Raw genomic sequence first — 23,866 nt, 5'->3', positions numbered from 1 at the left:
GGGCTTGGCGTGGCTGTCGGGCACGGGTGAGGAGGTCTTTCGGTGTTGGTACACGGTCGCCGCGCGGCGCTCGGGCTTCTGGCGGGCGGCACCCTAGTCGGGGGGGTCTCCCCGCGTCCAGCGCGGGCGCAGGCCGCCACCGGCCGGCTGATGGAGGGGGAGCCGAAGCCCCTGCCCGCGATCGTCCTGACCGACCCGGAGGGGAAGGAGCGGGACCTCTCCCACTTCGCGGGCAAGGGGGTCGTGCTGAACCTCTGGGCCACCTGGTGCGCGCCCTGCGTGGAGGAGATGCCGGCGCTGGACCGCCTCTCCGCGCTGCTGGCGAAGGAGAGCATCCTCGTCATCCCCGCCTCCTCGGACCGGGGCGGGCGGGCGCAGGTGGACCCCTTCTTCGCCCGGACCGGCATCCGCCACCTCGGCCCCTGGCTGGACCCGCGCTCCGCCGGCATGCGGGCGCTCGGCGCGCGGGGCCTGCCCACGACGATCCTGATCGACCCGCAGGGCCGGGAGCGCGCGCGGCTGGAGGGCGGGGCGGCCTGGGACGGGCCGAGGCTGGTGGCCGATGTACGGCGCCTCTGCGGCGCACCGAAGCCCGTCACGGAGCCGAGCTGAGGCTCCGTCCCCGCTCTCACAACCTCGCGATAGCCTTGCGGCGCCTCCCTGTAATCCGAAGAAGTGGGCTCAGCTGGGAACCAGCTTATGTTGGTTCCCGGAAGGCCCGAGATGCACGAAGAGCGGGCTCTTGCCGCCCTTGCCCGAGCGCAGCTGTCCGTGGACTCGGCCGCGGAGGCTTATCTCCGCTCGCTTCGGTGCATCCGCGCCTCCCGCGCCCTCCTGGCCGTCCCGGTCTGGACGACCCAGCGCCGGGCCGGATGGCAGGCGCGGGACACGGGCGAGGTCACGAGGATGCTGCAATCCGTCTGACCTTGGTCCCCCGGCCAGCCTGCCGCGGCAGCCTCATGGAAGAGGGTGCGAAGGGGTTCAGCGGGAGGAAGTTCCTTCCACCCCCTGGACCACCCGGCTCACCCGCCCTCAGAGCGTCTCGAGGATGAAGCGGCCGTTCGTGTAGACGCAGATGTCGCCCGCGATGGTCATGGAGCGGCGGGCGATCTCCTCCGCGGAGAGGCCGTCCACCGTCATCAGGGCGCGGGCCGCCGCCAGGGCGTAGTTGCCGCCGGAGCCGATGCCGATGATGCCGTCCTCCGGCTCCATCACGTCGCCCTGGCCGGTGATGAGGAGGGAGCGGTTCGCGTCCGCCACGGCGAGCAGGGCCTCCAGCCGGCGCAGGTAGCGGTCCATGCGCCAGTCCTTCGCCAGCTCCACGGCGGCGCGCTCCAGCTGGTCGGGGAAGCGCTCCAGCTTCGCCTCCAGCCGCTCCAGCAGGGTGAAGGCGTCGGCTGTCGCGCCCGCGAAGCCGGTGACGACCTTGCCGCCGGCGATCTTGCGGACCTTGCGGGCATTGTTCTTGACGATGGTCTGGCCCATGGAGACCTGGCCGTCGCCGGCCATGGCCACCTGGCCATTCTTGCGGACGCAGAGGATGGTGGTGCCGTGCCAGCCCAGGAAATCGTGTGGATCGGTGGTGGTATTCATGATGGATGCCATGTGAGGCAGCCCATGTGGCGACGCGTTGCCGGCGTTGCAATCGGACGGGTCCGGGGCGGTTCCGCGCGGCGTGCGGCACCCCCATCTGCGGGCGTATGAGTTCGGGATCGTGAGTTCGGGGCCATGACTTCGGGGCAGGGATGAGCGCAGCGGGCCTATCCGTCCGCGGACCGTCGATCCGGGGGGCCGGCCTTCCCGGGCCGCTTCTGCCTGGGCCGACCCTTCCGGCGCCGCGCCTGCCGCGGGCGTGGCGGCGCGGGCCGCAGCGCCGCGGCGGCTGGCGGTCCCTCGCGCTCGCCCTCTCCCTGCTGCTGCACCTGGCAGCGGGATGGTGGCTGCTGTTCGGCCTGCCGAAGAAGCCGATGGAGGAGGCCGCCGCCCCCTCCGCCGTGGACGTGGTGTTCGACGGCGGCGATTCGGTGGCGGTGCCCGCCCCGCCCGGCGGCGCCCCGGCCCCGCCGGAGCCGCCGGGCGAGGCCGCGCCGCCTCCCCCGCCCTCCCCCGTGCCGCTGCCGCCCGCCCCCCTGCCGCCGCAGGCCGCGGCGCCGCCGACCCCCGCGCCGCCCGTGCCTCCCCCGCTGCCGGCCCCGCCGGCGCCTGCCCTGCCGCCGCCGGCGCCCCCTCTCGCGCCCCCACTCGCTCAGGCGCCCGCGCCGCCGCTGCCCGCGCCGCCCGCCGCCGCACCGCCCGCGCCCCTGCCGCCCGTGGCGCGCCCGGTGCCGCTCCCGCCCCTGCCCGCGCCGCAGGCGCCCTCCGATTTCGCCCTGCCGCCGCCCCCGCCACCGACGGAGGGCGCGCGCGAATCCGACGTGGCCGCGCTGCCCCTGCCGCCGCCCCCGGCCCCGGAGCCGCCCGCCGCACCGCCGGAGACGGCGGCCCGCCCGCCCGCGCCGCAGCGCCCCCAGCCGCAGCCCCAACCACAGCCCCGGCCGCGCCCGGCCCAGCCGGCCAACCCCTTCGCCGGGGCGATGGACCTCGGCAGCGGCATCACCGTGGGCCGCCCGGCGCCGCCGCCCGGCACCGTTTCCCGCCCGAACCGGGACGCGGGCGCCGCCGGCGCCGCCAACGCGGACGCGCCGAACGCGCAGATGCGGATCCGCGGCGCCAATCTCGGCGCCGACTGGCGGTCGGCCTTCATGGCCTGGCTGCGCGCGCACGGTTACTACCCGCGCCAGGCCGCCGAGGCGGGGGAGGACGGGACCGCCGTTGTCCGCTTCACCGTGGCGCGGGACGGGCGCGTCAGCGGGCTGCAGCTCATCGGCCGCTCCGGCTCCATCTGGCTGGACGCCGGGGCGCAGGCGCTGCTGCGGGACCGGGTGGTGCCGCCCTTCCCGCCCGGCACGGTGGAAGGCAGCGCGGAGATCGACCTGACGATCAACTACATCCTGCGGCGCCGCTGACGATCCTCCCCCGCACTCAACCGGTGACGGTGACGCCGCCCCCGCCCGGGTCTAAAGGACCGCCATGGACGCCCCCCCCCGCCGCGCCGAGATCAGCCGCGAGACGAGCGAGACCCGGATCCACCTGGCGCTGGACCTGGACGGCACCGGCCGCGCCGAGGTCGCGACGGGGATCGGCTTCCTCGACCACATGCTGACCGCCCTGGCCCGCCATTCCCTGTGCGACCTCTCGGTGAAGGCGGAGGGCGACCTGCACATCGACTTCCACCACACGACCGAGGATGTGGGCATCGTGCTTGGCCAGGCGATCCGCCGCGCGCTGGCCGACAAGCGCGGCATCCGCCGCTACGGCGGGGCCCTGGTGCCGATGGACGAGGCGCTGGCGGAATGCGCCATCGACATCTCCGGCCGCCCCTTCCTCGCCTGGTCCGCCGCCTTCCCGCGCGACAAGGTGGGGGAGATGGACACGGAGCTGTTCGAGGAGTTCTTCCGCGCGCTGGCGATGAACGCCGCCATGACGGTCCACCTGACGCAGCGTGCCGGCACCAACGCGCACCATATCGCCGAAGGGCTGTTCAAGGCCTTCGCCCGCGCGCTCCGGATGGCCGTCGAGGCCGATCCGCGCGCCGCCGGCACCGTTCCGTCCACCAAGGGCATGCTAGAGGCCTGATGCGGGTCTTCACCATTCACGCCCGGGATGGGCAGAAGCCCCGCGCCCGGCTGGTGCCGGAAGGGTTCTCCGTCCTGGCCCTCCTCTTCGGGGCGCTCTGGCTGCTCTGGCGCGGGCTGTGGCTGGTGCTGCTCGGCTACCTCGCCCTGGCCGTGGCCATCGCCTTCCTGCCGGGCCCTTGGGAGGGTCCGGCCGGGATCGCGCTGCAGCTCCTCCTCGGCTTCCACGCCTACGACCTGGAGCGCTGGACGCTGCGGCGCCGCGGCTACGCCATGGGCGGCGTCGTCTCCGGGGCGGACGAGGAGGAGGCGACGCTGCGCGCCCTCCGCGCCCGGCCGGCGCTCGCCCGGGGGATGATGGCGTGAGGCCCGCGCCATGAAGCTCGCCATCGTCGATCCCGGCTCCGGCAATCTCGCCTCTGTCCGCCGCGCCTTCGAGCGGGCGGGGCAGGAGGCGGGCGTATCGCTGGACCTGCAGGTGACCACCCGGGCGGAGGACGTGCTGGCGGCCGACCGCGTGGTGCTGCCGGGACAGGGCGCCTTCGCCGCCTGCGCCCGCGGCCTCGCCGCCCTGCCCGGCATGGAGGAAGCGCTGCGGGAGAGCGCGATCGAGCGCGGCCGCCCCTTCCTCGGCATCTGCGTGGGCATGCAGCTGATGGCGGAGCGCGGGCTGGAGCACGGGGTCACCCCCGGCCTCGGCTGGATCCGGGGCGAGATCGCGCCCATGGACCCGCGCGGGGCGGACGGCGCGCCCCTGCCGCTGCCGCAGATGGGCTGGAACGCGCTGGAGCCCCATCTCCCGCACCCGCTCCTGGCCGGGCTGCCGGAGGGCGCGCACGCCTACTTCGTCCACTCCTACGCCCTCAGCGGCGGCCGGCGGGAGGAGCTGCTCGCCAGCGCCGCCTATGGCGGCGACGTCGCGGCCGTGGTGGGCCGAGACAACCTGGCGGGCACCCAGTTCCACGTGGAGAAGTCCGGCCCCGTCGGCCTGCACATCCTCCGGAACTTCCTGCGCTGGGCGCCATGAGCCAGGACACGAACCTCCTCTCCGTCGAGCGCGTGACCGCGCTGGACGAGGCCGACACCGCCGACCTCTGCGAGGCGACGGACGCCGCCATCATCGAGGGCGGCGGCTTCGGCTGGACCGCGCCCCAGGGGCGGGAGGCCCTGGCCCGCCACTTCCGCGGCGTGCTGCTGGTGCCCGAACGGGAGCTGTTCGTGGCGCGTCTGGACGGCCACCCCGTCGGCTCCGCCCAGCTCGTCCGCCCCGCCCGCAACAACGAGGCCCAGGCCTGGGCCGCGCAGCTCACCCACGCCTACATCGCCCCCTACGCCCGCGGCCACGGCCTGGCCGGCATGCTGGTGCGGCGCGTGGAGGAACGGGCCGCAGCCCTCGGCCACCGCGTGCTGAACCTCGACGTGCGGGAGACGCAGGCGGTCGCGATCGGCCTCTTCGAGCGGCACGGCTACATCCGCTGGGGCACCCACCCCGCCTACGCCCGCATCGACGGGCGCACGGTCGCCGGCCACCACTACTACAAGCTGCTGGACCCGGCCCGGGGCCGCCCGACCGAGACGCTCTTCCCCCAGGACCCGTGATGGACTTCATCCCCTACCCCGCCATCGACCTGAAGGGCGGGCAGGTCGTGCGCCTGAAGCGCGGCGACATGGACCAGGCCACGATCTACGGCGACCCCGCCACCCAGGCCGCCGCCTTCGACGCGGCGGGTTTCCCCTGGCTGCACGTGGTGGACCTGGACGGCGCCTTCGCCGGCCGCCCCGCCAACGCGAAGGCCGTGCGCGCCATCCTGGCCGCGACGACGCGCCCCGTGCAGCTCGGCGGCGGCATCCGCGACAGCGCCACCATCGAGTCCTGGCTTTCCGCCGGCATCAGCCGCGTCATCCTCGGCTCCGCCGCCGCCAAAAACCCGGACTTCGCGCGCAGGGCCTGCCGCGACTTCCCGGGACGCGTCGCCATCGGCATCGACGCCCGCGACGGCCGCGTGGCGACCGAGGGCTGGGCGGAGACCGGCCACCTCACCGCCCTCGACCTCGCCCTGAAGCTGGAGGACGCGGGTGCCGCCGCCATCATCCACACCGACATCGACCGCGACGGCATGCTCGGCGGCGTGAACGTGGCCGCCACCGCCGCCCTGGCGGAACGCCTCTCCACCCCCGTCATCGCCAGCGGCGGCGTCGCCGGGCGCGCCGACCTGGACGCACTGCGCGCCACCGGGCGGATCGCCGGGGTCATCATCGGGCGGGCCCTCTACGACGGACGGCTGACGGCCGACGAGGCGTTGGGCGCTTCCTGATGCCGGCCAGGGGGCGCCGCCCCCTGGAACCCCCGCCAAGGGCCTGAGGCCCCTAGACCCCCTTCTGGCTACCGCCGCGCCGTCCTGACACGGGGTCTCTGCCTGACGGGCCTCCTACTGCCCTGGCAGTCGCCTCGGGTCATCGACCCGAGGCGCACCGTCAGCAGGGTAAAACCACCTACTAGAAGAAGATGATGGTGAGGGGTCCGGGGAGAGGAAGAATTCCTTCTTCCTCTCCCTGGCCACGGACGGCCCATCCCGGCTCGGACAGGCGTCATGCACCCGGCCCTCAGGGGCAGCCTGATTGACGGTGCGAGATTTTTGCCCAACCGATACGGAAGCAATGTCGCGGACCGTTCCGAGTCGTCGGGGCACAAGGAGGAACCATGATCCGTCGCACCCTGATGGCGGCCGCCCTGTCCGGCGCCCTCTCGCCTCTCGTCGTCGGCGGTGCTTTTGCCCAGAGCAATAACCCAGACTTTCGGCTCAACAACCGGACGGGGCAGACGATCAACGAGGTCTACGTCTCCTCCTCCGCGCGGGCGGACTGGGGCCGGGACCTGCTGGGCAACAACACCTTGCCGTCCGGGCAGAGCTTCAGCGTCGTCCTGCCCGCGGGGCAGTGCATGAACGACATCCGGGTGGTCTATGCCAACGGCGCGGCGCAGGAGCGGCGGCAGGTGAACACCTGCGGCATCACGGACTTCAACTTTACCCGCTAGGCCGCACGGCCGGGCGCGCGGCGCCCGGCCCGGAGGGCGGCCGCTCCGTGCCCGCCCCTACATCACCGCCGGCGGCATGCCGCCCGGCCCGGGCCCGATGGGCGGGATGTCCGGCCCGATCGGGTCGTTGTCGGGGCCAATGGGGTCGCTGCCCGGGATTTCCGGCGTGGGCGGCGGGGGCGGGGAGATGGGGCCCGGCACCGGGTTCTCCGGCCCTGGCGCAGGGCCGGGGGCGGGGGACGGGTTGGGCGGCGTGATCTCGGGGGTGTCGGACATGGGCGCTCCCTCTCCTTGGAAGGGGTGAACGCGCCAGGGGTCCGGTCGTTCGGGGCCAAGCTTCCCGAAGGACGGGGCATCCCGGGGAATGAGCCTCGACTCCGGGGGGCACCCCCTTTAAGGCGCCGGGCCATGGCCCCTGCCCCCTCGCTGACCGGCGCGCTGGACCGACTGCCGGAGGTGCGTCGGCCGCGGCTGCTGCTCTCGCTACTCTGCCTGCTGATGTGGGCGCCGGGGCTCTTCTCCCTGCCGCCGGGGGACCGGGACGAGGCCCGATTCGCCCAGGCCAGCCGACAGATGGTCGAGAGCGGCGACTACGTGCGCATCCGCAACGGCGAGGTGGAGCGGAACAAGAAGCCCGTCGGCATTCACTGGGCGCAGGCCGGCATCGTGCACGCGATGGAGGCAGCCGGGCTGCCGGCTCGGGGCTGGATCGGCAGCTACCGGCTGGCTTCCGCCATCGGGGCATGGCTCGCGGTGCTCGGCACCTTCTCGCTCGGGCGGGCGCTGGTGGGGCGGCGGCCGGCCTTCCTGGCCGCGTCGCTGCTCTCGGCCACCCTGCTGCTGGTGGTGGAGACCCACATCGCGAAGACGGACGCGGCGCTGCTGGCAAGCATCGTCGCGGCCATGGGGCTGATGGGGCGGGCCTACCTCTCCCCCAACACCTTCACGGCGCGGGCCGCGCTGGGCTTCTGGCTGGCGCTGGGGGCGGGGGTGCTGCTGAAGGGGCCGATCGCGCCCATGGTGCCCCTTTTCGCGGGGCTGACCCTCTTCGCCGCCGATCGCGGCTGGCGGACCGGCGCGCCCTGGCTGCGCGCGCTGCGGGCGCATTGGGGCATCCCGCTGATGATCGCCTGCGCCCTGCCCTGGCTGGTGGCCATCGGCATCGCGACGGAGGGCCGCTTCTTCCAGCAGGCGCTCGGCGACGACATGCTGAACAAGGTGGGCTCCGGCGAGGAGGCGCACTGGGGGCCGCCGGGCTACTACCTCCTCACCTTCGGGATCGCGGCCTTTCCCGGCGCGTTCCTGGTGCTGCGGGCCATGCCGGCGGCCTGGGCCGCGCGGATGCGGCCGGGCACGCGCTTCCTCCTGGCCTGGGCGGCGCCGACCTGGCTGCTGTTCGAGGCGGTGGCGACGAAGCTGCCGCACTACGTCCTGCCCGCCTTCCCCGCCCTGCTCCTGCTCGGCGCCGCCTGGGCCTGCGACCCGCTGCGGCGGCCGGCGCCCCGCCCGCTGGCCTGGCTGGGCTGGGCGGCGCTCTACGGCACGGCGGCCGGGCTGGCGATCGGCGCGGTGGCGCTGCCGGTCCTGGCGGATGGGCGCGTCTCCCTTCCCGGCCTGCTCGCCGTGCCCCTGGCGGCAGGGCTGCTCCTGGCCGTCACCCGCGCCGCGCGCGCCGGGGAATGGGCGCGGGCCGGGCTCTCCGGCGCGGTCCTCGCCGTGCCGCTCTACTGGGCCCTGCTCGGCGGGGTGCTGCCGCACCTCACCGCTCCCTGGGTCTCGCCCCGCGTCGCCGCGCTGGTGGCGGCCGAGGGCGTGCCGGCCGACCGCTTCGGCATCGCCGGCTATCACGAGCCCTCCCTCGTCTTCTCCGCCGGCACCGCCACCCACCTGCTGGGCGACGGTGCGGCCGCCGCCCGCTTCCTCGCCGCCGCCCCGGACCGGGTGGTGGCCGTGGAGGGCCGGGAGGCGCCGCGCTTCGAGGCCGGGGCCGCCGCCATCGGCCTGCGCCCCCGCGCCGTGGGCCGGGTCGAGGGCTTCAACTACGTGCGCGGCCGCCGCGTCGCCATCACACTCTTCAGGGCGAGCTGAACATGCTCCAGACCATTGCCGACATCATGGCGGCCACCGGAACCTTCGGCATCTTCCTGCTGATGCTGGCGGAGAACATCTTCCCGCCCATCCCGTCGGAGGCGATCATGCCCGTGGCGGGCTTCGCCGCGGCGCAGGGGCAGTTGGACCCGCTGGCGGTCTTCCTGGCCGGCACCACCGGCGCGGTCCTCGGCAACGCCTTCTGGTACGAGGCGGCGCGCGCCGTCGGGCAGGAACGGATCGAGCGCCTGGCCGACCGCTACGGCCGCTATGTCGGCATTGTGGGAGAGGACATCCGCGCGGCCAGCGGCGCGCTGCTGCGCTGGGGCGCGCCGGCCGTCTTCATCTGCCGGTTCCTGCCGGGGCCGCGCACCCTCATCTCCGTGCCCGCCGGGATCGCCCGGATGCGCCGGTGGATCTTCTACCCCGCGACGGTCCTCGGCACCGCCCTGTGGACGGGCTTCCTCATGGCCGCCGGGTGGTGGCTGCAGGGCCAGTGGGAGGCGATCGGGCACTGGATGGAGCCGCTGGGCCTGGCCGTGATCGCCGCCTGCATCCTGGTCTACGCGTGGCACCTGTGGCGCACGCGGCACCGCTGGACGCGCCGTAAGGGCGACACGGGAGCCTGAGGCGCTTCCCGCCCGGGCTGGGGGCGGAGCGCGCCGGTCAGGGAGAGGTGGCCCATCCCCGCGCCCGCAGCGCGGCCTCCTGCTCCGCCGACATGGCGGGCCCGGCGCCGAGGGCGTCCAGCACGGCGTCCACCGCCGCGCCGGCCCGGTCATTCGCCAGCGAGATCCCGCCGGAATGCGCGACGGCGAGCTCGACCCTCCAGCCGGCCCCCCGGTTGCAGGCCAGGCCGCGCGTGCCGATTCCCGAGGAGGGCTCGGGGGAGAGCTCGAAACTGCGGCAGGCGCCGTCCGGCACGGCGTAGCTCGCCGTCACCCGCACATCGCCGGCGGCCTCGCCCGAGGGCAGCTCCCGCAGCGCCGCGACGAGGGCCGGCCCGGCCGCCAGCAGGCCGGCCGAGGGCGTGGCTCGCTGGCCGGAGAGGTAGCCGCCGACCAGGGCCAGCCCGGCCACCGAGGCGGCGAGCGCGGTGACCGCGAACCTGCCCGACCGCCCCCGCGCGGGGAAGGGCAGGACGGCCGCGGAGGGGGGTACCTCCAGGGCGCGCACCAGCCCCGGTGGGGGCGTCGCCTCCAGCACGCCGGCAAAGGCTCTCCGGACGGCCTCGCGGGATGTGCGGTGGGCCTCGATGCGGGCGGCCAGGGCGGGATCGGCGCCGGCGGCGGCCCCGATCGCGGCCGTGCGGGCGCCGTCGAGCTCGCCATCGGCGAAGGCCATCAGCTCCTCGTCCGAGAAGGCCGGCTCAGCCATCTCCTCCCTCCCGGCCACGATCCTCACCCCCGCCCTTGTTTTCACCCAGGGCCGCGGACACCGCAGCGCGGGCGCGCGCCAGGCGGCTCATGACGGTGCCGACCGGCACGTCCAGCACGGCCGCGGCCTCCCGGTAGCTGAGCCCCTGCACGCAGACGAGGACGAGGACGGAGCGCTGCGCCTCCGGCAGGCGCCCCAGCGCTGCGCGCACCTCCCCGAGGCGGAGCCGCTCGTCCGGCTCCTCGTGCCGCGCGCTCTCCAGCTCGAGCGCCGGGGCAAGGCAGGGGTCGTCGAGCGAAGCGTGGGGGCGCCGGGCCCGGTGCTCGTCGATCCAGCGGTTCCGCATGATGCGGAACAGCCAGCTGTCCAGCCGCGTCCCCGGCTCGAACCGGGAGGCGGCGCGCAGGGCGCGCTCGCAGGTGGCCTGCACGAGCTCGTCGGCGGCGTCGCGGGTGCCGGCGAGCGAGCGCGCGAAGGCCCGCAGCCGGGGCAGCATGGCCACCATTCCCCGGCTGAGTTCCCCCCGATGGAGTTCCTCATGGTGGAGTCCCCCGGCGCTGCTCTCCACCACTTCCCTGCCCGGCTGTCCTGTCCCATGTCACCCTAACGGCGCGGACACATGTTTATTCCCGCGCCGCGGCATCAATCCGCCATCGCGACGTTCCGCGGGGCTCGACGAGCGAGGAGCCCCGATGCGCGAGCAGCATGGAATGGCGCGTCCCGGCCGAGGGCTGGGGTGGTTCCGCCCGGTGGCCCTGGCGCTCGCCCTCGCCATCCTCGCCCCGGCGCCGGACCGTTCCGGATTCGGGTTCGGGCCGATGGGCGCCGCGGCCCTGGCGGATGACGACGACGATGACCGCCGGCCGCGCCGGGCCGCCCCGAGGCGGGCTCCCGCCCGGCAGGCCCCCGCGCGGCCGGCACCGGAGCTCGTCGTCTCGGTCCCCGCCGGCGCCGAGCTCGACCGGCTGTCGGGCCGCGGCTTCGAGGTGGTGGCGCGGGCCGATTTCCCGCTCCTCGGCGGCGTCGTCGCCCGGCTGCGCGGGCGCGGGGGCGAGACGCCGGCGGCGGCGCGCGGCCGGCTCCGCGACCTGCTGCCCGGCGCGGTGCTCGACGACAACCACCTCTACCGCCAGAACGCCTTCGCCTGCGGCGCGGCGGGGTGCGACGCCTTCCGGATGGTGCGCTGGCAGCCCTCCGCCGGCACCTGCCCGGCCGCCCCGCGGATCGGGCTGATCGATTCCGGCGTCTCGGCGGACCACGCGGCGCTGAAGGGCAGCGCGGTGGAGCAGCTGAGCGTCCTGGGGCCGGACCGCCGGCCCGCCTCCCCCACGCACGGCACCGCCGTGGCCGCGCTCCTCGTCGGCCGGCCGGAGAGCGGGACACCCGGGCTGCTGCCCGGGGCGCGCCTCGTCGTCGCCGGGTCCTTCCACCGGGGCCCGGCGGGGGACGACACGGCCGACGCCTTCGACCTCGCGCGCGCCCTGGACGCCCTGGCCGGCCGCGACGTCCCGGTGATCAACATGAGCTTCTCCGGCCCGGCCAACGCGCTGCTGGAACGCGCCGTCGCCGCCGTCCGCGCCCGCGACATCGCCCTCGTCGCCGCCGCCGGGAATGCCGGGCCCCGCGCCGCGCCGCTCTACCCCGCGGCCTATCCCGGCGTGGTGGCCGTGACGGCCGTGGACCACGAGGGGCAGGTCTACCCGCGCGCCAGCGCGGGGCCGCACATCGCCCTCGCCGCGCCGGGGGTGCGGCTCTGGACGGCGGCACCGGGCGAGGGGGCCGGAACGCTCCGCTCAGGAACCTCCTTCGCCGCCCCCTTCGTCGCCGCCAGCCTCGCCGCGCTGCGCGCCGCCGCGCCCGAGCGGCGGATCGGCGACCTCGTCGCGCGGCTCACCGGCGGGGCAGAGGATCGCGGCGCGCCGGGGCGTGATCCGGTCTATGGCTGGGGCATCCTGCGGGCGCTGGACTGCTCCGCGCTGTGAGGCGCAGGGGCCCCAGCGGCCGCCGCGCCCGGCCGTCCGCCGATGCGCCAGGGGCGGCCCGCTTGGGCTCGCGGGCGGGGCGGCCCCGCCGCTCCGAGAGGGCCATGCCCACGAGGATGCCGCGCAGCGCCTGCTCGGCCGCCCGCTCGATGTCGGCGGGCGCGCGCCGCACCGCCTCCGGCAGCGGCACCGCCGCCCCGAGGGTGGAGAAGAGGGCGTCGATCCCCGCCCCGTGCACCGCCTCCACCCCGGGGCCGACGCAGCCGGCCAGCGCGATCACGGGAACGCCCTGCGCCCTCGCCCGGCCGGCGATGATCGCCGGAATCTTGCCGCGCGGGGTCCCGCCGTCGATGCCGCCCTCCGCCGTGACGACGAGGTCGGCCCGGGCGATCTCGCGGTCGAGCGACATGCCGGAGAGCACCACCTCCTGCCAGGGGCGGAGGCGGGCGCCGAGAAGGGCGTGCAGCCCCGCGCCCAGCCCGCCCGAGGCACCGGCGCCCGCCATCTCCGCCAGGCCCGTCGCGCCGAGGTCCCGGCCGGCCACCTCGATGAAGCGGGCGATCCCGGCCTCCAGCTGATCCACCTGCGCGGGGGTCGCGCCCTTCTGCGGCCCGAAGCCGCGGGCCGCGCCGGCGGGGCCGGTCAGGGGCACGCTCATGTTGCAGGCGACCTCGATCGGGACCTCCGCGAGGCGGGGATCGCGGCCGGCCACCTCGATCCGCGCGAGCCGGGCGAGGGCGCCGCCGCCGGCCGGAAGCTCCCCTCCCCGCCTGTCGAGGAAGCGGAAGCCCAGGGCAGCCGCCATGCCGAGGCCGGCATCGCAGGTGCCGCTGTCGCCGCAGCCCAGCAGGATGCGCCGCGCCCCGCGGTCCAGGGCGGCGCGGATCAGCTCGCCCACCCCGCGCGAGGTGGTGGCCAGCGGGTCCCGCCGGTCCCGGGGAACGAGGCGCAGCCCCGCGGCGGAGGCCATCTCGATGACGGCGGTCGGCTCACCCCGGTCGCCGAGCCAGCCGAGCCCGGCCGTGACCGCCTCCCCGACCGGGCCGGTCACCGTCACGGGCTCCACCCTGCCGCCGCTGGCGAGGGCCAGGCCGCGCGCGAAGCCCTCCCCGCCATCCACCACCGGCCGGGTGACGATCTGCGCGCCCGGCAGCGCCCGCGCCAGCCCGGACCGGATCGCCTCCGCGACCTCGGCCGCGTAGAGGCATTCCTTGTAGCCGGACGGGGCCACCAGTATCCGGAGCGGCTGCATGCGGTCCTCTCTGTCCCTCGGCCCCTGCGGCCGGTCGGGAGGGAGAACGAGGGACCGGCGGGACTTATTCCATCCCCATCCCCATCCCCATCCCTGGAGCGGCGCGGCGGGCGGCCGGCCTCAGAGCCGGGCGATCGCCCCGCGCAGGGCGGCCTCCTCCACCGGCTTCTCCAGGCAGGGCACGGCGCGGAAGTGCGGGTGGATGACGGCGGCGTCGTAGCCCGTGATGAAGAGGAAGGGGATCTCCGCCTCCCGCAGGGCCGTGCAGACATCGTACACGCGCTCCCCCTCCAGGTTCACGTCCAGCATGGCCAGGTCCGGCCGGCCGGCCCGCAGCAGGTCCAGCGCCGCCTCCACGCCGGGGACCGGCCCCATGACGGTGCCGCCCAGCCGCTCCACCAGCGCGCAGAGATCCTCGGCGATGAGGTACTGGTCCTCCACGACCAGCACCGTCTGCCCGGCCAGCGGCACGGCCCGCTCCTCAACGTCCATCGCTCTCCCCGCCCCCCTCGGGATCCGGTTCGTCCAACTCGTCCATGGCGATCACCCGCGGCCCCATGGGCAGCTCCACCGTGCAGCGCACCCCGCCCGGCAGGAACTCCAGCGAGGTGGTGGCGCCGAGGTCGTAGGGAAGGCCGCGCTCGATCAGCCGGCGGCCGAACCCCATGCGGGAGGGGCGCACGTCCAGCGCCGGCACCCCCGCCTCCCGCCACTCCAGCGCCAGCCGGTCCCCGGCGGCCGTGTGCCGGACATGCCAGCGCACGCCCAGCCGGCCCTCGGGGCCGGAGAGGGCGCCGTACTTCACCGCGTTCGTCGCCATCTCGTGCAACGCCAGCCCGAAGGTCTCGGCCGCCTTCTCCTTCAGCAGCATCGGCGGCCCCTCGACTTCCACCTGCCCGCCCTCATGGCCGAGCACCGCGGCCAGCTCGTCGCGCACCAGCGTGTCCAGGCTGATCCCGTCGGAGCCGCGGTTGGCCAGCAGGCCCTGGGTGCGCGCCAGGCTGTCGATGCGGCCGCCCAGGTGCAGGCGCAGCTCCTCCAGGCTCTCCGCGCTCTCGAGGGAGCGGCGGGTGACGGAGCGCACCACGGCCATGGTGTTCTTCACCCGGTGCTGCAGCTCGGCCATGAGGAGGGATTGCTGCGCCTCCGCGCGGCGGCGGGCATCCACGTCCTGGAGCACGCCGAGCACGCGCCCGCCGGTGCGGCCGCCGCTGAAGCGGATCCACAGCTCGCGCCGCCCCGCCAGCAGCCGCCCTTCCGCGTCCAGCGGCTCCCCCCGCGCCAGGGTCTGGTCGAAGGCCAGGGCCAGGCGGCCCCTGTCCTCCGGATGGGCGGTGCCGAGCAGGGAGGAGAGGGTCGTGGGCGGCGGCGCCTGGAAGATCTGCTCGAAGCCTTCCGCGTGGCGGAAGCGCCCGGTCTCGACGTCCAGGTCCCAGGTGACCATGCGGGCGGCGGTCGTCGCCAGCCGCGTGCGCTCCTCGGCCGCGCGCAGCGCCTCCTGCGCCCGCACCGCCTCCGTCACGTCGAGGAAGGTGAGGACGGCGCCGGCGATGAAGTTGTCCACGCTGCGATAGGGCAGCACCCGGACGAGGAACCGCCGCCCCCCCGGCATCCCGATCTGCCGCTCGACGGTGGAGAGGGTCCGCAGCACGCGCCGCAGGTCCTCCGCCATGTCCGGGTAGGGCACGCGGGAGGCGAGGTGCGCGATCGGCCGCCCCACATCGCCCTCCATGAGGTGGAACACCTCCGACATGCTCGGCGTGAAGCTCTTCACCCGCAGGTCGTTGTCGAGGAAGAGGGTCGCGATCTGCGTCGATTCCAGCAGGTTCTTCAGGTCGCTGTTGGTACGGGCCAGCTCGCCCACCCGGTGCGCCAGCTCCCCGTTGACGGTCTGCAGCTCCTCGTTGACGGATTGCAGCTCCTCCTTCGAGGTCTCCAGCTCCTCGTTGGCGGATTGCAGCTCCTCGTTGATCGACTGGTACTCCTCGTTCGAGGACTTCAGCTCCTCGTTCGTGCTCTCCAGCTCCTCGATCGTGGCCTGCAGCCGGTCCTTCGTGACGCGCAGCTCGCCCTCCAGCCGCATCACGTGCTCGTCGCGCAGGATCGCGGGGTCCCGCGCCTCGTCCTCGGCCTCGCCCCCGTCCGGCCCGTGGTCGTGGAAGAGAACGACGAAGTGCGGCGGGTCCTGCGCGCCCTCCGTCAGCGGCTCCACCGTCATGCCCACCCGGCGCGCCTCCTCCTCCTCCGCCCGCATGCGGAGCGGGGGGACGCGGACCGCCCGGCGCTCGGCGCCCGCGCGCATCAGCGCCGCCCGCAGGTCCAGGCGCAGGTCGCGGTGGACGAGGTTCAGCAGGTTCAGGTTCGCCGCGCCGCTGCTCGGGTCCAGGAAGGGTCCCGTGCGGCCGGAGAAGTTCAGCACCTGGTACTCGGGATCGACGACGACGTAGGCCGGCGCGTGGCGCTCCACCAGCCGCTCCGCCCGGCGGCCGAGGCCGGTGCCCGCCGCCGTCCGGGCGGCCTGCCCCGCCTCCGGGCGCCGGACCTCCGCCCGCGCGGTGAGGGGGAACTCCGGCAGCACCCGCGTGACCGTCTCCTGCCGCCGGAAGATGCGGTGCCGGCGATCCACCGGCTGGAAGAGCTTGGCGTGCCGCGTGACGTTCTCCGACGGGCCGAGGAAGAGGTAGCCGCCCGGCCGCAGCGAGAAGTGGAATAGGGGGATAACCCGCTCCTGCAGGTCCCCGTTCAGGTAGATCAGCAGGTTGCGGCAGGAGATGAGGTCGGTGCGGGAGAAGGGCGCGTCCTTGATGACGTTGTGCGCGGAGAAGATGCACATCTCCCGCAGGTCCTTGTGGATGGCGTAGGTCCCGCCCTCTTTCACGAACCAGCGCGCCAAGCGCTCCGGCGGCACGTCCTTCTCGATGGCCTGCGGGTAGCGCCCGGTGCGCGCCACCGTCAGCGCCCGCGCGTCGATGTCGGTCGCGAAGATCTGCACCTGCGGCGGCGCGTCCATCCGCCCGGTCGCCTCGCGCAGCAGCATCGCGAGGGAGTAGGCCTCCTCCCCCGTCGCGCAGCCCAGCACCCAGACGCGGACCGTGTCCGCCGATCCCTTGCCCTCCAGCAGGGCGGGGACGACCCGCTCCTGCAGCACTGTGAACTCGTGCGGGTCGCGGAAGAACTGCGTCACGCCGATCAGCAGGTCCTCGAAGAGGCTCTGCGCCTCGTCGGCGTCGGCGCGCAACCGCGCCACGTAGTCGTCCAGCGCGTCGATCCGCAGCACGTGCATCCGGCGCTGGATCCGGCGCAGGAAGGTGTTGGCCTTGTAGCCGTGGAAGTCGTGGCCGGTGCGGTTGCGCAGGATGGTGGCGATGGCGGGCAGCCGGCTCTCCCCGTCCTGCAGCAGGCCGCGCGCCTCCCGCGGCGCGTCCACCTCCCGCAGGTGCGCGACGAGGGAGAGGAGGCGCCGCGGGATCTCCTCCAGCGGGAGGTGCAGGTCGGCCATCGCCGCCGCGCCCTGCGCCTCCAAGGCCTCGGTCCCGGGCTCGGCCTCGTCCCCCTCCGCCAGGATCAGCCCGCCGCAGGCCTTCAGCCGGGCCACGCCGATGCTCCCCGCATCCGGCATGCTCTCCAGCAGCACCGTCACCGCCGCCTCCCGCTGCGCCTCGGCGAGGGAGATGAGGAAGGTGTCCACCGTGCCGCGGTGCCCCGCCCGCTCCTCGGGAGGGAGGATCCGCAGGTGGCCGTCCTCGAACGTCGTCATCGTCCCGTTGGGCGCCACGTGGACCTGGTCCGCCATCAGGCGGTCGCCATCCGCCGCCGGCCGGGCGCGCGGCCCGCCGCCCTCGTTCAGCGCCCGGACCAGGGCGGCCGCGTCGATCGCCTCCCTCGATTCCGAGACGACGACGAAGGCCACGCCGCTCTCCCGCGGCATGAGGGAGAACAGGCGCAGCAGGGACCGGAAGCTGGCCGCGGCGACCCCGAGCCCGACCACCGCCACCGGCGCGGCCTCGTCGGATGCCCCGATCCTGGTCTCCTCCTGCTCGTTCAAAGTTCCACCCTGCCCTTCCGGGCCCTGGCTGCCCGCCTCTTCCTATACCGGCCTCATCGGCCCGGCTCTACGCCTCCGGCGGCCCGGTGGGCCGGGATGACCGCAGGTCCGTCGTCGCGGCGCGGCGGAGGGTGGCGGCGTAGCCCGCGTACTCGACCGCGCGCGCCTCATACAGTTCGGCCACGGCGCTCCGCCCGCTCTCCCGCGCCTCCTTCGCCATGCGGGTGACGAGCTCCACCCGCTCCTCCATCATCCGCATGGCGATCCGCAGCGCGTCGCTCACCCCCGCCTCCTGGGAGGCGATGACGGCCTCGGCGGTGAAGGCGTGGCCGATCTGGCAGCGGTAGCGCAGCGGCCCGCCGCCCTTCATCTCAGAGAGGACGCCGTGGCAGTGCGGGCAGCTCAGCGGGGCGGGGTTGGCCAGGCGCCGCAACTGGTCCGACCCCAGCCTCCGCCCCGCCGCGATCGCCACCTCCAGCTCGAGGTCGGGCTCCAGGCCGGACGTGGGGCCGGACGTGGAGCCGGACGTCGGGCCGGACGTCGGGCCGGGGGCCAAACCGGGCGGCAGGACGGGCGTGCCGGCGACGGCCACCAGCATGCCGGCCAGGTCCTCGGCACGGCCCACCGCGTCCGCCTCCACCGCCTCCAGCGCGGCGCGGGGCATCTCGTCGGCCTCCGCGTCCAGCGGGTGCTGCACCAGGGCCGTGCCGCCCAGCGCCTTGATGGCGTGCAGCCCCGACGCCCCGTCGTTCAGCAGTCCCGTGAGCACCAGCCCGATGGCGCGCGGCCCGTAGGCCAGGGCGACGGAGCGGAAGAGCGGGTCGATCGCCGGGCGGGCCATATTCTCCCGCGGGCCGGTGCCCAGCAGGACGGCGCCGTCCACCGCCAGCAGGTGCCGGTCCGGCGCCGCGACGATCACCTGCCCGGGCTGGATGGGCTGCCCGTCCACGGCCTGCCTCACCGGAAGCCTGCTGTGACCCGTCAGCGCCTCCGCCAGGTAGCCCGGGCTGTTGCCCGGCACGTGGGTGGCGATGAGGACCGCGGCGGGGAAATCGGCCGGCAGCCCGCCGAGGAGGCGCCGCAGGACCGCGCTGCTTCCGTAGGACCCGCCGATGGCGACCACGTCCCGGAGAGAGGTCATCCCTCCCGCAGCGCCGCGGAGGAGGCCGGGCCGAGGGTGGAGACGCGGGGCGGGGCGTAGTCCGCAATGCCGGCCAGCCGCGCCGGGTCCAGCAGCTCCGCCTGCCCCTTGTCCAGCCGGAGGAGGCGCAGGCGCCGCAGCTCCTGCAGGGTGCGGTTCATGTGGACGGTGCTGAGGCCCAGCGTATCGGCCAGGACCTCCTGGGTCAGCGGCAGGGGGAAGTGCGTCACGCCACCCAGCCCGACGGCCGCCAGGCGGTCCCGCAGCTCGAGGAGGAGATGGGCGGTCCGCTCCAGCGCCGTCTGGCGCCCCAGCCGCATGAGGTGGTCCAGCAGCCCCGCCTCCGCCCGGGCCGCCTCGAGCGCGAAGGCGGTGGCCAGGGCGGCGTGGCGCTCCGGATCGTCCCGCAGGGCGGCCGTCACCGGCTCCAGCTCCACCGTCTCGAGCGGCGTGAGGGCCAGGGTCGTGGAGACGGCCAGGGCCGCGGGCGTGGCGCTGATGCCGATGCAGTCGCCCGGCAGCAGCAAGCGGAAGATCTGCCGCCGGCCGTCCTGCAGCGTCCGCACCGCGCCGGCCCAGCCGCTGCGGATCAGCCGGGGCCGGAGAGGGGCGCCGTGCTCGCCGATCTCGTCGCCGGCCGGGCAGGACCGGGCGGGGCGGGCCAGACCTTCCAGCAGGAGGGCCTCGAAGGGGCCGAAGGGCACCGGCGGGCCCAGGCGACGGGCGAGAAGGTCGCCGTGGGAGAGGGGCCGCGTGGGTTGTGAAAGGGCCAAGGGGTCTCGCTCCCAGAATGTCGTAAGCGACCGTTTGGCGCATTCTCGCACCGTTTGGCCGGACGCCCGGCTAACCTGTATCTAGTCCTGCTGCGTCCCGGTCCGGCGCTCGCGTGGGCGGCGGCGCGGCACGCCAGCAGGAAGAGGCCCCGATGGACCGCTTCCGCACCCGGCGAGGAGGGCTGCCGCCACCAAATCCGATTCTCCGGGCCGAGTATCGGATCATTTCTCCCATCAGCGAAGACTGCCGCGCCTGCGGCGAGACGCGTTCGTGATCATCTCATCGCCATCCCAATATTTCTCCTGCCTGCACAATGATGTGAGTGTCGCCTCGCGCATTTGGGATTCCGCAAGTAACCCCCGACAGGGCGGCACCACCACTCGCGGTCCTAACTCTTCCGGCAGGAAGGAGAACGACCATGACAGACGGTCGCCGCACGACACCTGCCGATCGCGATCACATCGACCTGAGCGATCCGTACTGCGTCCAGCACTGGGCGAGGAGCTTCAGGATTACCGAGCTGGACCTCGCCGTCGCGGTGCAGCGGGCCGGCCCGCTGGCGCGGGACGTGGCCGTGCTGCTCTGCCGGTCCGTTCCCGAGGGTCCGAACCGGGCGCCCGGCTCCGGTGACGCCCGGATGGGATAGGACACGCCGGGTCAGGACTGGGCCGGCCGATCCGGCCGGCCCGTTCGAGGCACGAGCCGGGCAGCACCCGCCCGGGCGGAACGAGGACACAAATCCTTCACCGATCCGCCACAGACGGTTCAAGCGGCGCCGCTAGTTAGCCGCCATGCTGATTATCGAAGGACTGAGCCGCCGCTTCGGCGACCGGCTCGCCGTGGACGACATCTGCCTGGAGGTGCCGCGCGGCAGCTTCGTGGGCGTGATCGGCCGTTCCGGGGCGGGCAAGTCCACCCTGCTGCGCATGATCAACCGCCTGGCCGATCCCACGGCCGGGCGCATCCTGTGGGAGGGCCGGGACGTCACCGCGCTCCGCGGCCGCGAGCTGCGGGACTGGCGGGCGCGCTGCGCCATGGTGTTCCAGCAGTTCAACCTCTCCGGCCGGCTGGACGTGCTGACGAACGTGCTCGTCGGGCGGCTGAACCACGTGCCGGCCCACCGCTCCCTCCTGCGCCTCTGGTCGGACGAGGACCGGGCCATGGCCCTCTCGGCGCTGGAGCGGCTGGACATCGCGACCCTCGCCTCCCAGCGGGCGGAGCACCTCTCGGGCGGGCAGCAGCAGCGCGTGGCGATCGCCCGCACCCTGGTGCAGGAGCCCGACATAATCCTGGCGGACGAGCCCATCGCCTCCCTGGATCCGCGCAACACGCGTGTGGTGATGGATGCGCTGGCGCGCATCAGCCGCGACTACGGCATTACCGTGCTCTGCAACCTGCACTCCCTCGACATCGCGCGCAGCTACTGCGACCGGCTGGTCGGCCTCTCGGCCGGCCGCCTCGTCTTCGACGGCCCGCCCGACGCGCTGGACGAGGCGGCGGCGCGGGAGCTCTACGGGCTCGAGGCGGAGGAGGCGGTGGGCCCCGGCACTCCCGCGCCGGCCACGACCGCCCCGCAGGCCACCCCCTTTACCCTTCACGCCTGACGCCCGGCGCCGCGGCGCCGGACGACACCCCTTCCGCCATCCGGAGAACCACCGATGATCCTGCAACGCCGCGCCCTGCTGGGCGCCACGGCCGCCATGCTGGCCGCCCCCTCCGTCCTGCGCGCCCAGGGTGCGACCCCTTGGGCCAGCCGCTTCCCCGAGCTCGTCTTCGCCATCATCCCGGCCGAGAACGCCTCCGGCGTGACGGAGCGCTACGGCCCCTTCATCTCCTACCTGTCCCGCCGCCTCGGCACGAAGGTCACGCTGCGCATCGCCAATGACTACGCGGCGGTGATCGAGGGCCAGCGCGCCGGCAACATCCACATCGCTTCCTACGGCCCCTCCTCCTTCGCGCGCGCGCTGATGACGGGATCCCAGATCACCGCCTTCGCGATCGAGACGAACCTGGACGGCACGAAGGGCTACTACTCCGTCTTCTACGTGAAGAAGGACAGCCCCTATCAGCGCGTTGAGGACCTGCGCGGCAAGAACCTCGGCCTGGTGGACCCGAACTCCACCTCCGGCAACAACGTGCCGCGCTTCGCCCTGAACAAGATGAACATCAACCCCGAGCAGTTCTTCGGGCGCGTGGTGTACACCGGCAGCCACGAGAACGCCGTGATCGCGCTCAACCAGGGCACGGTCGACATGTGCGCCAACTGGTGGAACGACGAGCAGGAGAGCAACCTGCTGCGCATGGCGCGCAAGGGCATGGTGAAGGCGGAGGACTTCCGCATCATCTTCAAGTCCGACCAGATCGTGAACTCGCCGCTGGCCTACCTGAACGCGCTGCCGGACGACCTGAAGGCCGCGATCCGCACCGCGGTGCTGGAGCTGGCCACCGCCGACAAGCGCGCCTTCGACGCCATCTACGAGGGCAAGCAGGGCCCGCTGCAGGCCGTGGACAACGCCGCCTACGACCCGATCATCGAGCTGAACCGCTTCGTGGACAACCTGCGCCGCCGAGGCTGATGCCGGCGCGGACCGGCCCCGGGCGGAGACGCCCGGCGGCCCGGCCCGCACCCCAGACTTCCCGCCGCCCCGCCCGCGCGGGGCGGCGTGTTCCTTTCCCGGGAGCCTTCCCCTGGCCACCACCATCGCCCCCCTGCCCGATGCGCGCCTGCACGAGCTGCTGGACGGTTACCGCCAGGCCGCGCGCGGCCCGCGCCGCCGCGCCCTCATCCTTGCCCTCGTCGTCGCCGCCCTCACGCTTCTGGCCGGCCGCGTGGCGGAGGTGGACCTGCCCCGGCTGTGGGAGCACATCGGCGGCTTCGTCGGCTACTTCGACCGCATCACCGCGCTGGAATCCGGCGGCGGGCGCGTCTGGACCGATCCGGCGGAGTGGTTCTGGGGCCTGAAGAAGTGGACCCTGCTCCTCGCGGACACGCTCCTCATCGCCTATGTCGGCACCGCGCTCGGCGCGGTCGGCGGCTTCCTCCTCTCCTTCGTCGCGGCCGCGAACCTCGTGCCGAACCCCTGGATCCGCGGCACCGCCCGCCGCTTCCTCGAGTTCTGCCGCACCGTGCCGGACATCGTCTTCGCCCTGATCTTCGTGATCGCCTTCGGGCTCGGGCCGGTGCCGGGCGTGCTGGCCATCGCCATCCACACCATGGGCGCGCTCGGCAAGCTCTTCTCCGAGGTGGTGGAGAACATCGACCGCAAGCCGGTGGAGGGCGCGATGGCCGCCGGCGCCTCCTGGGTGGCGACCATCCGCTTCGCCGCGCTTCCCCAGGTGCTGGCGAACTTCGTCAGCTACGCACTGCTGCGCTTCGAGATCAACGTGCGCCAGGCCTCCGTCCTCGGCTTCGTCGGCGCGGGCGGCATCGGGCAGGACCTGATCGAGGCGATCCGCAAGTTCTACTACAACGACGTCTCGGCCATCCTGCTGCTCATCATCGTCACCGTCATGATCATCGACTTCGGCACGGAGAAGCTGCGCCACAGCCTCATCGGCGCGATGGAGCGTGGGGCATGAGCGCGACCAACCCTACGACGACGAGGCCCATGACGCTGCGCGAGGCCGCGCGGGCCGACATGGCCGGCCTCGCGGCGCGCCACCCCGGCACCTTCCGCCGCCTCACCGCCGCGCGGGTGCGCACCGCCGCCGTCGTCCTCGCTGCCGTCGCGCTGCTCGGCTTCGGGCTCTGGCGCCTGGAGTTCTCGCCCGGCCGCATCGCCGGCGGGTTCGGGCAGCTTCTTCACTTCCTCGGCCTGATGATCCCGCCGGATCCCGGCACCTGGTCCCGCACCGTGCTGATCCTGCGGGGCCTGGCGGAAACGCTGGCCATCGCCTTCCTCGGCACCCTGCTCTCGGCCGCCATCGCCTTCCCGCTCGGCTTCCTCGCGGCGCGCAACACCTCGGTCAACCGCGCCGTGCAGTTCCTCTCCCGCCGCGTGCTGGACAGCATCCGCGGGGTGGACGCGCTGATCTGGGCGCTGATCTGGGTCAGCGTCGTCGGCCTCGGGCCGTTCGCCGGCGTGCTGGCGATCATGACCGGCGACATCGGCACCTTCGGCAAGCTCTTCTCCGAGGCGATCGAGGCCGCGGACCGAAAGGCGGTGGAGGGCGTGACCTCCGCCGGCGGCGGCAAGCTGGCGGGCATCCGCTTCGGCGTGCTGCCGGCCGTGCTGCCCGTGATGGCCGGCCACGTGCTCTACATGTTCGAGAGCAACACGCGCTCCTCCTCCATCATCGGCATCGTCGGCGCGGGCGGCATCGGGCTGATGCTGTCGGAGATGATCCGCACGCTGGAATGGGGCGTGGTGGCCTTTATCGTGCTGCTGATCCTCATCACCGTCGCGATCATCGACACGATCTCCGGCCGGCTGCGCGCCGCCCTCGCGGGAGTGCAGCCGCGCTGAACCCCCTGCCCCGGCACCGCTTGCCGGGGT

At 74.3% G+C, this 23,866-nt stretch carries 26 protein-coding genes; 17 read left to right on the top strand and 9 right to left on the bottom strand.

Annotated features, from left to right (window positions below):
- The first annotated feature begins 45 nt into the window (after positions 1-45).
- Both VQH23_RS08435 and VQH23_RS08430 read left to right on the top strand, forming a co-directional pair.
- Positions 46-612 (top strand): TlpA family protein disulfide reductase, encoded by a 567-nt coding sequence (locus VQH23_RS08435; protein ID WP_408904308.1) that lies wholly within the window; start codon positions 46-48, stop codon positions 610-612.
- Positions 613-723: 111 nt separating this feature from the next.
- Positions 724-924: a hypothetical protein gene (locus VQH23_RS08430; protein WP_338665189.1), complete on the top strand. Its 201-nt coding sequence runs from the start codon at positions 724-726 to the stop codon at positions 922-924.
- Between the two features lie 108 nt (positions 925-1,032).
- Here the strand turns inward: VQH23_RS08430 and hslV are convergent, their stop codons facing one another.
- Positions 1,033-1,593 carry an ATP-dependent protease subunit HslV gene (gene hslV, locus VQH23_RS08425; RefSeq protein ID WP_338665188.1) on the bottom strand — a complete coding sequence of 187 codons (561 nt, stop codon included), beginning with the start codon at positions 1,591-1,593 and terminating at the stop codon, positions 1,033-1,035.
- Positions 1,594-1,745: 152 nt separating this feature from the next.
- On the opposite strand from hslV, the gene VQH23_RS08420 reads away from it, so the two are divergent.
- The 7 genes from VQH23_RS08420 to VQH23_RS08390 all read left to right on the top strand — a co-directional run bounded on the left by VQH23_RS08420 (position 1,746) and on the right by VQH23_RS08390 (position 6,711).
- Positions 1,746-3,005: an energy transducer TonB gene (locus VQH23_RS08420; protein ID WP_338665187.1), complete on the top strand. Its 1,260-nt coding sequence runs from the start codon at positions 1,746-1,748 to the stop codon at positions 3,003-3,005.
- Between the two features lie 64 nt (positions 3,006-3,069).
- On the top strand, positions 3,070-3,675 hold the full coding sequence (hisB, locus tag VQH23_RS08415) for an imidazoleglycerol-phosphate dehydratase HisB (RefSeq protein ID WP_338665186.1): 606 nt from the start codon (positions 3,070-3,072) through the stop codon (positions 3,673-3,675).
- Complete coding sequence (locus tag VQH23_RS08410) at positions 3,675-4,040, top strand: DUF2628 domain-containing protein (RefSeq protein WP_338665185.1); 366 nt, start codon at positions 3,675-3,677, stop codon at positions 4,038-4,040. The genes hisB and VQH23_RS08410 overlap by 1 nt, the downstream gene beginning before the upstream one ends.
- A gap of 10 nt (positions 4,041-4,050) precedes the next feature.
- Complete coding sequence (hisH, locus tag VQH23_RS08405) at positions 4,051-4,701, top strand: imidazole glycerol phosphate synthase subunit HisH (RefSeq protein ID WP_338665184.1); 651 nt, start codon at positions 4,051-4,053, stop codon at positions 4,699-4,701.
- Positions 4,698-5,273 carry a GNAT family N-acetyltransferase gene (locus VQH23_RS08400; RefSeq protein WP_338665183.1) on the top strand — a complete coding sequence of 192 codons (576 nt, stop codon included), beginning with the start codon at positions 4,698-4,700 and terminating at the stop codon, positions 5,271-5,273. The genes hisH and VQH23_RS08400 overlap by 4 nt, the downstream gene beginning before the upstream one ends.
- Positions 5,273-5,989 carry a 1-(5-phosphoribosyl)-5-[(5-phosphoribosylamino)methylideneamino]imidazole-4-carboxamide isomerase gene (gene hisA / locus VQH23_RS08395; RefSeq protein ID WP_338665182.1) on the top strand — a complete coding sequence of 239 codons (717 nt, stop codon included), beginning with the start codon at positions 5,273-5,275 and terminating at the stop codon, positions 5,987-5,989. The genes VQH23_RS08400 and hisA overlap by 1 nt, the downstream gene beginning before the upstream one ends.
- Positions 5,990-6,375: 386 nt before the next feature.
- Complete coding sequence (locus tag VQH23_RS08390; RefSeq protein WP_338665181.1) at positions 6,376-6,711, top strand: hypothetical protein; 336 nt, start codon at positions 6,376-6,378, stop codon at positions 6,709-6,711.
- Positions 6,712-6,768: 57 nt separating this feature from the next.
- On the opposite strand, the gene VQH23_RS08385 is transcribed toward VQH23_RS08390, so the two are convergent.
- On the bottom strand, positions 6,769-6,987 hold the full coding sequence (locus VQH23_RS08385) for a hypothetical protein (protein ID WP_338665180.1): 219 nt from the start codon (positions 6,985-6,987) through the stop codon (positions 6,769-6,771).
- 132 nt (positions 6,988-7,119) lie between these two features.
- Between VQH23_RS08385 and VQH23_RS08380 the strand changes: the two genes are divergently transcribed.
- Both VQH23_RS08380 and VQH23_RS08375 read left to right on the top strand, forming a co-directional pair.
- Entirely contained in the window at positions 7,120-8,799 is a 1,680-nt protein-coding gene (locus VQH23_RS08380; RefSeq protein ID WP_338665179.1) for a phospholipid carrier-dependent glycosyltransferase, read from the top strand.
- Between the two features lie 2 nt (positions 8,800-8,801).
- The gene (locus VQH23_RS08375; RefSeq protein WP_338665178.1) at positions 8,802-9,428 is read left to right on the top strand and encodes a DedA family protein; all 627 of its coding nucleotides are present in this window, start codon (positions 8,802-8,804) and stop codon (positions 9,426-9,428) included.
- A 37-nt stretch (positions 9,429-9,465) separates the two neighbouring features.
- Here the strand turns inward: VQH23_RS08375 and VQH23_RS08370 are convergent, their stop codons facing one another.
- Together VQH23_RS08370 and VQH23_RS08365 are read right to left on the bottom strand one after the other, a co-directional pair.
- The gene (locus VQH23_RS08370; protein WP_338665177.1) at positions 9,466-10,176 is read right to left on the bottom strand and encodes a hypothetical protein; all 711 of its coding nucleotides are present in this window, start codon (positions 10,174-10,176) and stop codon (positions 9,466-9,468) included.
- Entirely contained in the window at positions 10,169-10,672 is a 504-nt protein-coding gene (locus VQH23_RS08365) for an RNA polymerase sigma factor (protein WP_338665176.1), read from the bottom strand. The genes VQH23_RS08370 and VQH23_RS08365 overlap by 8 nt, the downstream gene beginning before the upstream one ends.
- A 196-nt stretch (positions 10,673-10,868) precedes the next feature.
- On the opposite strand from VQH23_RS08365, the gene VQH23_RS08360 reads away from it, so the two are divergent.
- Positions 10,869-12,158, top strand: coding sequence for a S8 family serine peptidase (locus tag VQH23_RS08360; protein ID WP_338665175.1), 1,290 nt, complete (start codon positions 10,869-10,871; stop codon positions 12,156-12,158).
- On the opposite strand, the gene VQH23_RS08355 is transcribed toward VQH23_RS08360, so the two are convergent.
- From VQH23_RS08355 to VQH23_RS08335, 5 genes are all read right to left on the bottom strand, one after another.
- A complete protein-coding gene (locus VQH23_RS08355; protein ID WP_338665174.1) occupies positions 12,067-13,410 on the bottom strand; it encodes a glycerate kinase in 1,344 nt (447 codons plus the stop codon). The genes VQH23_RS08360 and VQH23_RS08355 overlap by 92 nt on opposite strands.
- A 120-nt stretch (positions 13,411-13,530) precedes the next feature.
- On the bottom strand, positions 13,531-13,902 hold the full coding sequence (locus VQH23_RS08350) for a response regulator (RefSeq protein WP_338665173.1): 372 nt from the start codon (positions 13,900-13,902) through the stop codon (positions 13,531-13,533).
- Complete coding sequence (locus VQH23_RS08345) at positions 13,892-17,455, bottom strand: CheR family methyltransferase (RefSeq protein ID WP_338665172.1); 3,564 nt, start codon at positions 17,453-17,455, stop codon at positions 13,892-13,894. Before VQH23_RS08345 ends, VQH23_RS08350 begins: the two co-directional genes overlap by 11 nt.
- Before the next feature lie 67 nt (positions 17,456-17,522).
- Positions 17,523-18,596: a chemotaxis protein CheB gene (locus VQH23_RS08340; protein WP_338665171.1), complete on the bottom strand. Its 1,074-nt coding sequence runs from the start codon at positions 18,594-18,596 to the stop codon at positions 17,523-17,525.
- Positions 18,593-19,369 (bottom strand): Crp/Fnr family transcriptional regulator, encoded by a 777-nt coding sequence (locus tag VQH23_RS08335; RefSeq protein ID WP_338665170.1) that lies wholly within the window; start codon positions 19,367-19,369, stop codon positions 18,593-18,595. Before VQH23_RS08335 ends, VQH23_RS08340 begins: the two co-directional genes overlap by 4 nt.
- 419 nt (positions 19,370-19,788) lie before the next feature.
- Between VQH23_RS08335 and VQH23_RS08330 the strand changes: the two genes are divergently transcribed.
- The 5 genes from VQH23_RS08330 (at position 19,789) to phnE (VQH23_RS08310) (ending at position 23,836) form a co-directional block, all read left to right on the top strand.
- Complete coding sequence (locus VQH23_RS08330) at positions 19,789-20,016, top strand: DUF3606 domain-containing protein (protein WP_338665169.1); 228 nt, start codon at positions 19,789-19,791, stop codon at positions 20,014-20,016.
- A gap of 145 nt (positions 20,017-20,161) precedes the next feature.
- Complete coding sequence (gene phnC / locus VQH23_RS08325; RefSeq protein WP_338665168.1) at positions 20,162-20,974, top strand: phosphonate ABC transporter ATP-binding protein; 813 nt, start codon at positions 20,162-20,164, stop codon at positions 20,972-20,974.
- A 54-nt stretch (positions 20,975-21,028) separates the two neighbouring features.
- Positions 21,029-21,946: a phosphonate ABC transporter substrate-binding protein gene (gene phnD, locus VQH23_RS08320; RefSeq protein ID WP_338665167.1), complete on the top strand. Its 918-nt coding sequence runs from the start codon at positions 21,029-21,031 to the stop codon at positions 21,944-21,946.
- A 112-nt stretch (positions 21,947-22,058) separates the two neighbouring features.
- Entirely contained in the window at positions 22,059-22,949 is an 891-nt protein-coding gene (phnE, locus tag VQH23_RS08315; protein WP_338666073.1) for a phosphonate ABC transporter, permease protein PhnE, read from the top strand.
- Complete coding sequence (gene phnE / locus VQH23_RS08310) at positions 22,946-23,836, top strand: phosphonate ABC transporter, permease protein PhnE (protein ID WP_338665166.1); 891 nt, start codon at positions 22,946-22,948, stop codon at positions 23,834-23,836. Before phnE (VQH23_RS08315) ends, phnE (VQH23_RS08310) begins: the two co-directional genes overlap by 4 nt.
- The last annotated feature ends 30 nt before the right edge of the window (positions 23,837-23,866 follow it).

This window comes from Pararoseomonas sp. SCSIO 73927 (genome assembly GCF_037040815.1).
Classification (GTDB): domain Bacteria; phylum Pseudomonadota; class Alphaproteobacteria; order Acetobacterales; family Acetobacteraceae; genus Roseomonas.
The sequence above is the reverse complement of the archived record's forward strand: the minus strand, read 5'-3'. Positions and strand labels throughout refer to the sequence as shown.

Coding starts and splice junctions, on each gene's coding strand:
- VQH23_RS08430 (WP_338665189.1), top strand. CDS start 724: ATGCACGAAGAGCGGGCTCTTGCCGCCCTTGCCCGAGCGCAGCTGTCC.
- VQH23_RS08370 (WP_338665177.1), bottom strand. CDS start 10,176: ATGGCTGAGCCGGCCTTCTCGGACGAGGAGCTGATGGCCTTCGCCGAT.
- phnE (WP_338665166.1), top strand. CDS start 22,946: ATGAGCGCGACCAACCCTACGACGACGAGGCCCATGACGCTGCGCGAG.
- VQH23_RS08400 (WP_338665183.1), top strand. CDS start 4,698: ATGAGCCAGGACACGAACCTCCTCTCCGTCGAGCGCGTGACCGCGCTG.
- VQH23_RS08365 (WP_338665176.1), bottom strand. CDS start 10,672: ATGCTGCCCCGGCTGCGGGCCTTCGCGCGCTCGCTCGCCGGCACCCGC.
- VQH23_RS08360 (WP_338665175.1), top strand. CDS start 10,869: ATGCGCGAGCAGCATGGAATGGCGCGTCCCGGCCGAGGGCTGGGGTGG.
- VQH23_RS08350 (WP_338665173.1), bottom strand. CDS start 13,902: ATGGACGTTGAGGAGCGGGCCGTGCCGCTGGCCGGGCAGACGGTGCTG.
- hisH (WP_338665184.1), top strand. CDS start 4,051: ATGAAGCTCGCCATCGTCGATCCCGGCTCCGGCAATCTCGCCTCTGTC.
- VQH23_RS08380 (WP_338665179.1), top strand. CDS start 7,120: ATGGCCCCTGCCCCCTCGCTGACCGGCGCGCTGGACCGACTGCCGGAG.
- phnC (WP_338665168.1), top strand. CDS start 20,162: ATGCTGATTATCGAAGGACTGAGCCGCCGCTTCGGCGACCGGCTCGCC.
- VQH23_RS08375 (WP_338665178.1), top strand. CDS start 8,802: ATGCTCCAGACCATTGCCGACATCATGGCGGCCACCGGAACCTTCGGC.
- VQH23_RS08355 (WP_338665174.1), bottom strand. CDS start 13,410: ATGCAGCCGCTCCGGATACTGGTGGCCCCGTCCGGCTACAAGGAATGC.
- VQH23_RS08385 (WP_338665180.1), bottom strand. CDS start 6,987: ATGTCCGACACCCCCGAGATCACGCCGCCCAACCCGTCCCCCGCCCCC.
- hisA (WP_338665182.1), top strand. CDS start 5,273: ATGGACTTCATCCCCTACCCCGCCATCGACCTGAAGGGCGGGCAGGTC.
- hslV (WP_338665188.1), bottom strand. CDS start 1,593: ATGAATACCACCACCGATCCACACGATTTCCTGGGCTGGCACGGCACC.
- VQH23_RS08340 (WP_338665171.1), bottom strand. CDS start 18,596: ATGACCTCTCTCCGGGACGTGGTCGCCATCGGCGGGTCCTACGGAAGC.
- VQH23_RS08330 (WP_338665169.1), top strand. CDS start 19,789: ATGACAGACGGTCGCCGCACGACACCTGCCGATCGCGATCACATCGAC.
- phnD (WP_338665167.1), top strand. CDS start 21,029: ATGATCCTGCAACGCCGCGCCCTGCTGGGCGCCACGGCCGCCATGCTG.
- VQH23_RS08410 (WP_338665185.1), top strand. CDS start 3,675: ATGCGGGTCTTCACCATTCACGCCCGGGATGGGCAGAAGCCCCGCGCC.
- VQH23_RS08420 (WP_338665187.1), top strand. CDS start 1,746: ATGAGCGCAGCGGGCCTATCCGTCCGCGGACCGTCGATCCGGGGGGCC.
- hisB (WP_338665186.1), top strand. CDS start 3,070: ATGGACGCCCCCCCCCGCCGCGCCGAGATCAGCCGCGAGACGAGCGAG.
- VQH23_RS08390 (WP_338665181.1), top strand. CDS start 6,376: ATGATCCGTCGCACCCTGATGGCGGCCGCCCTGTCCGGCGCCCTCTCG.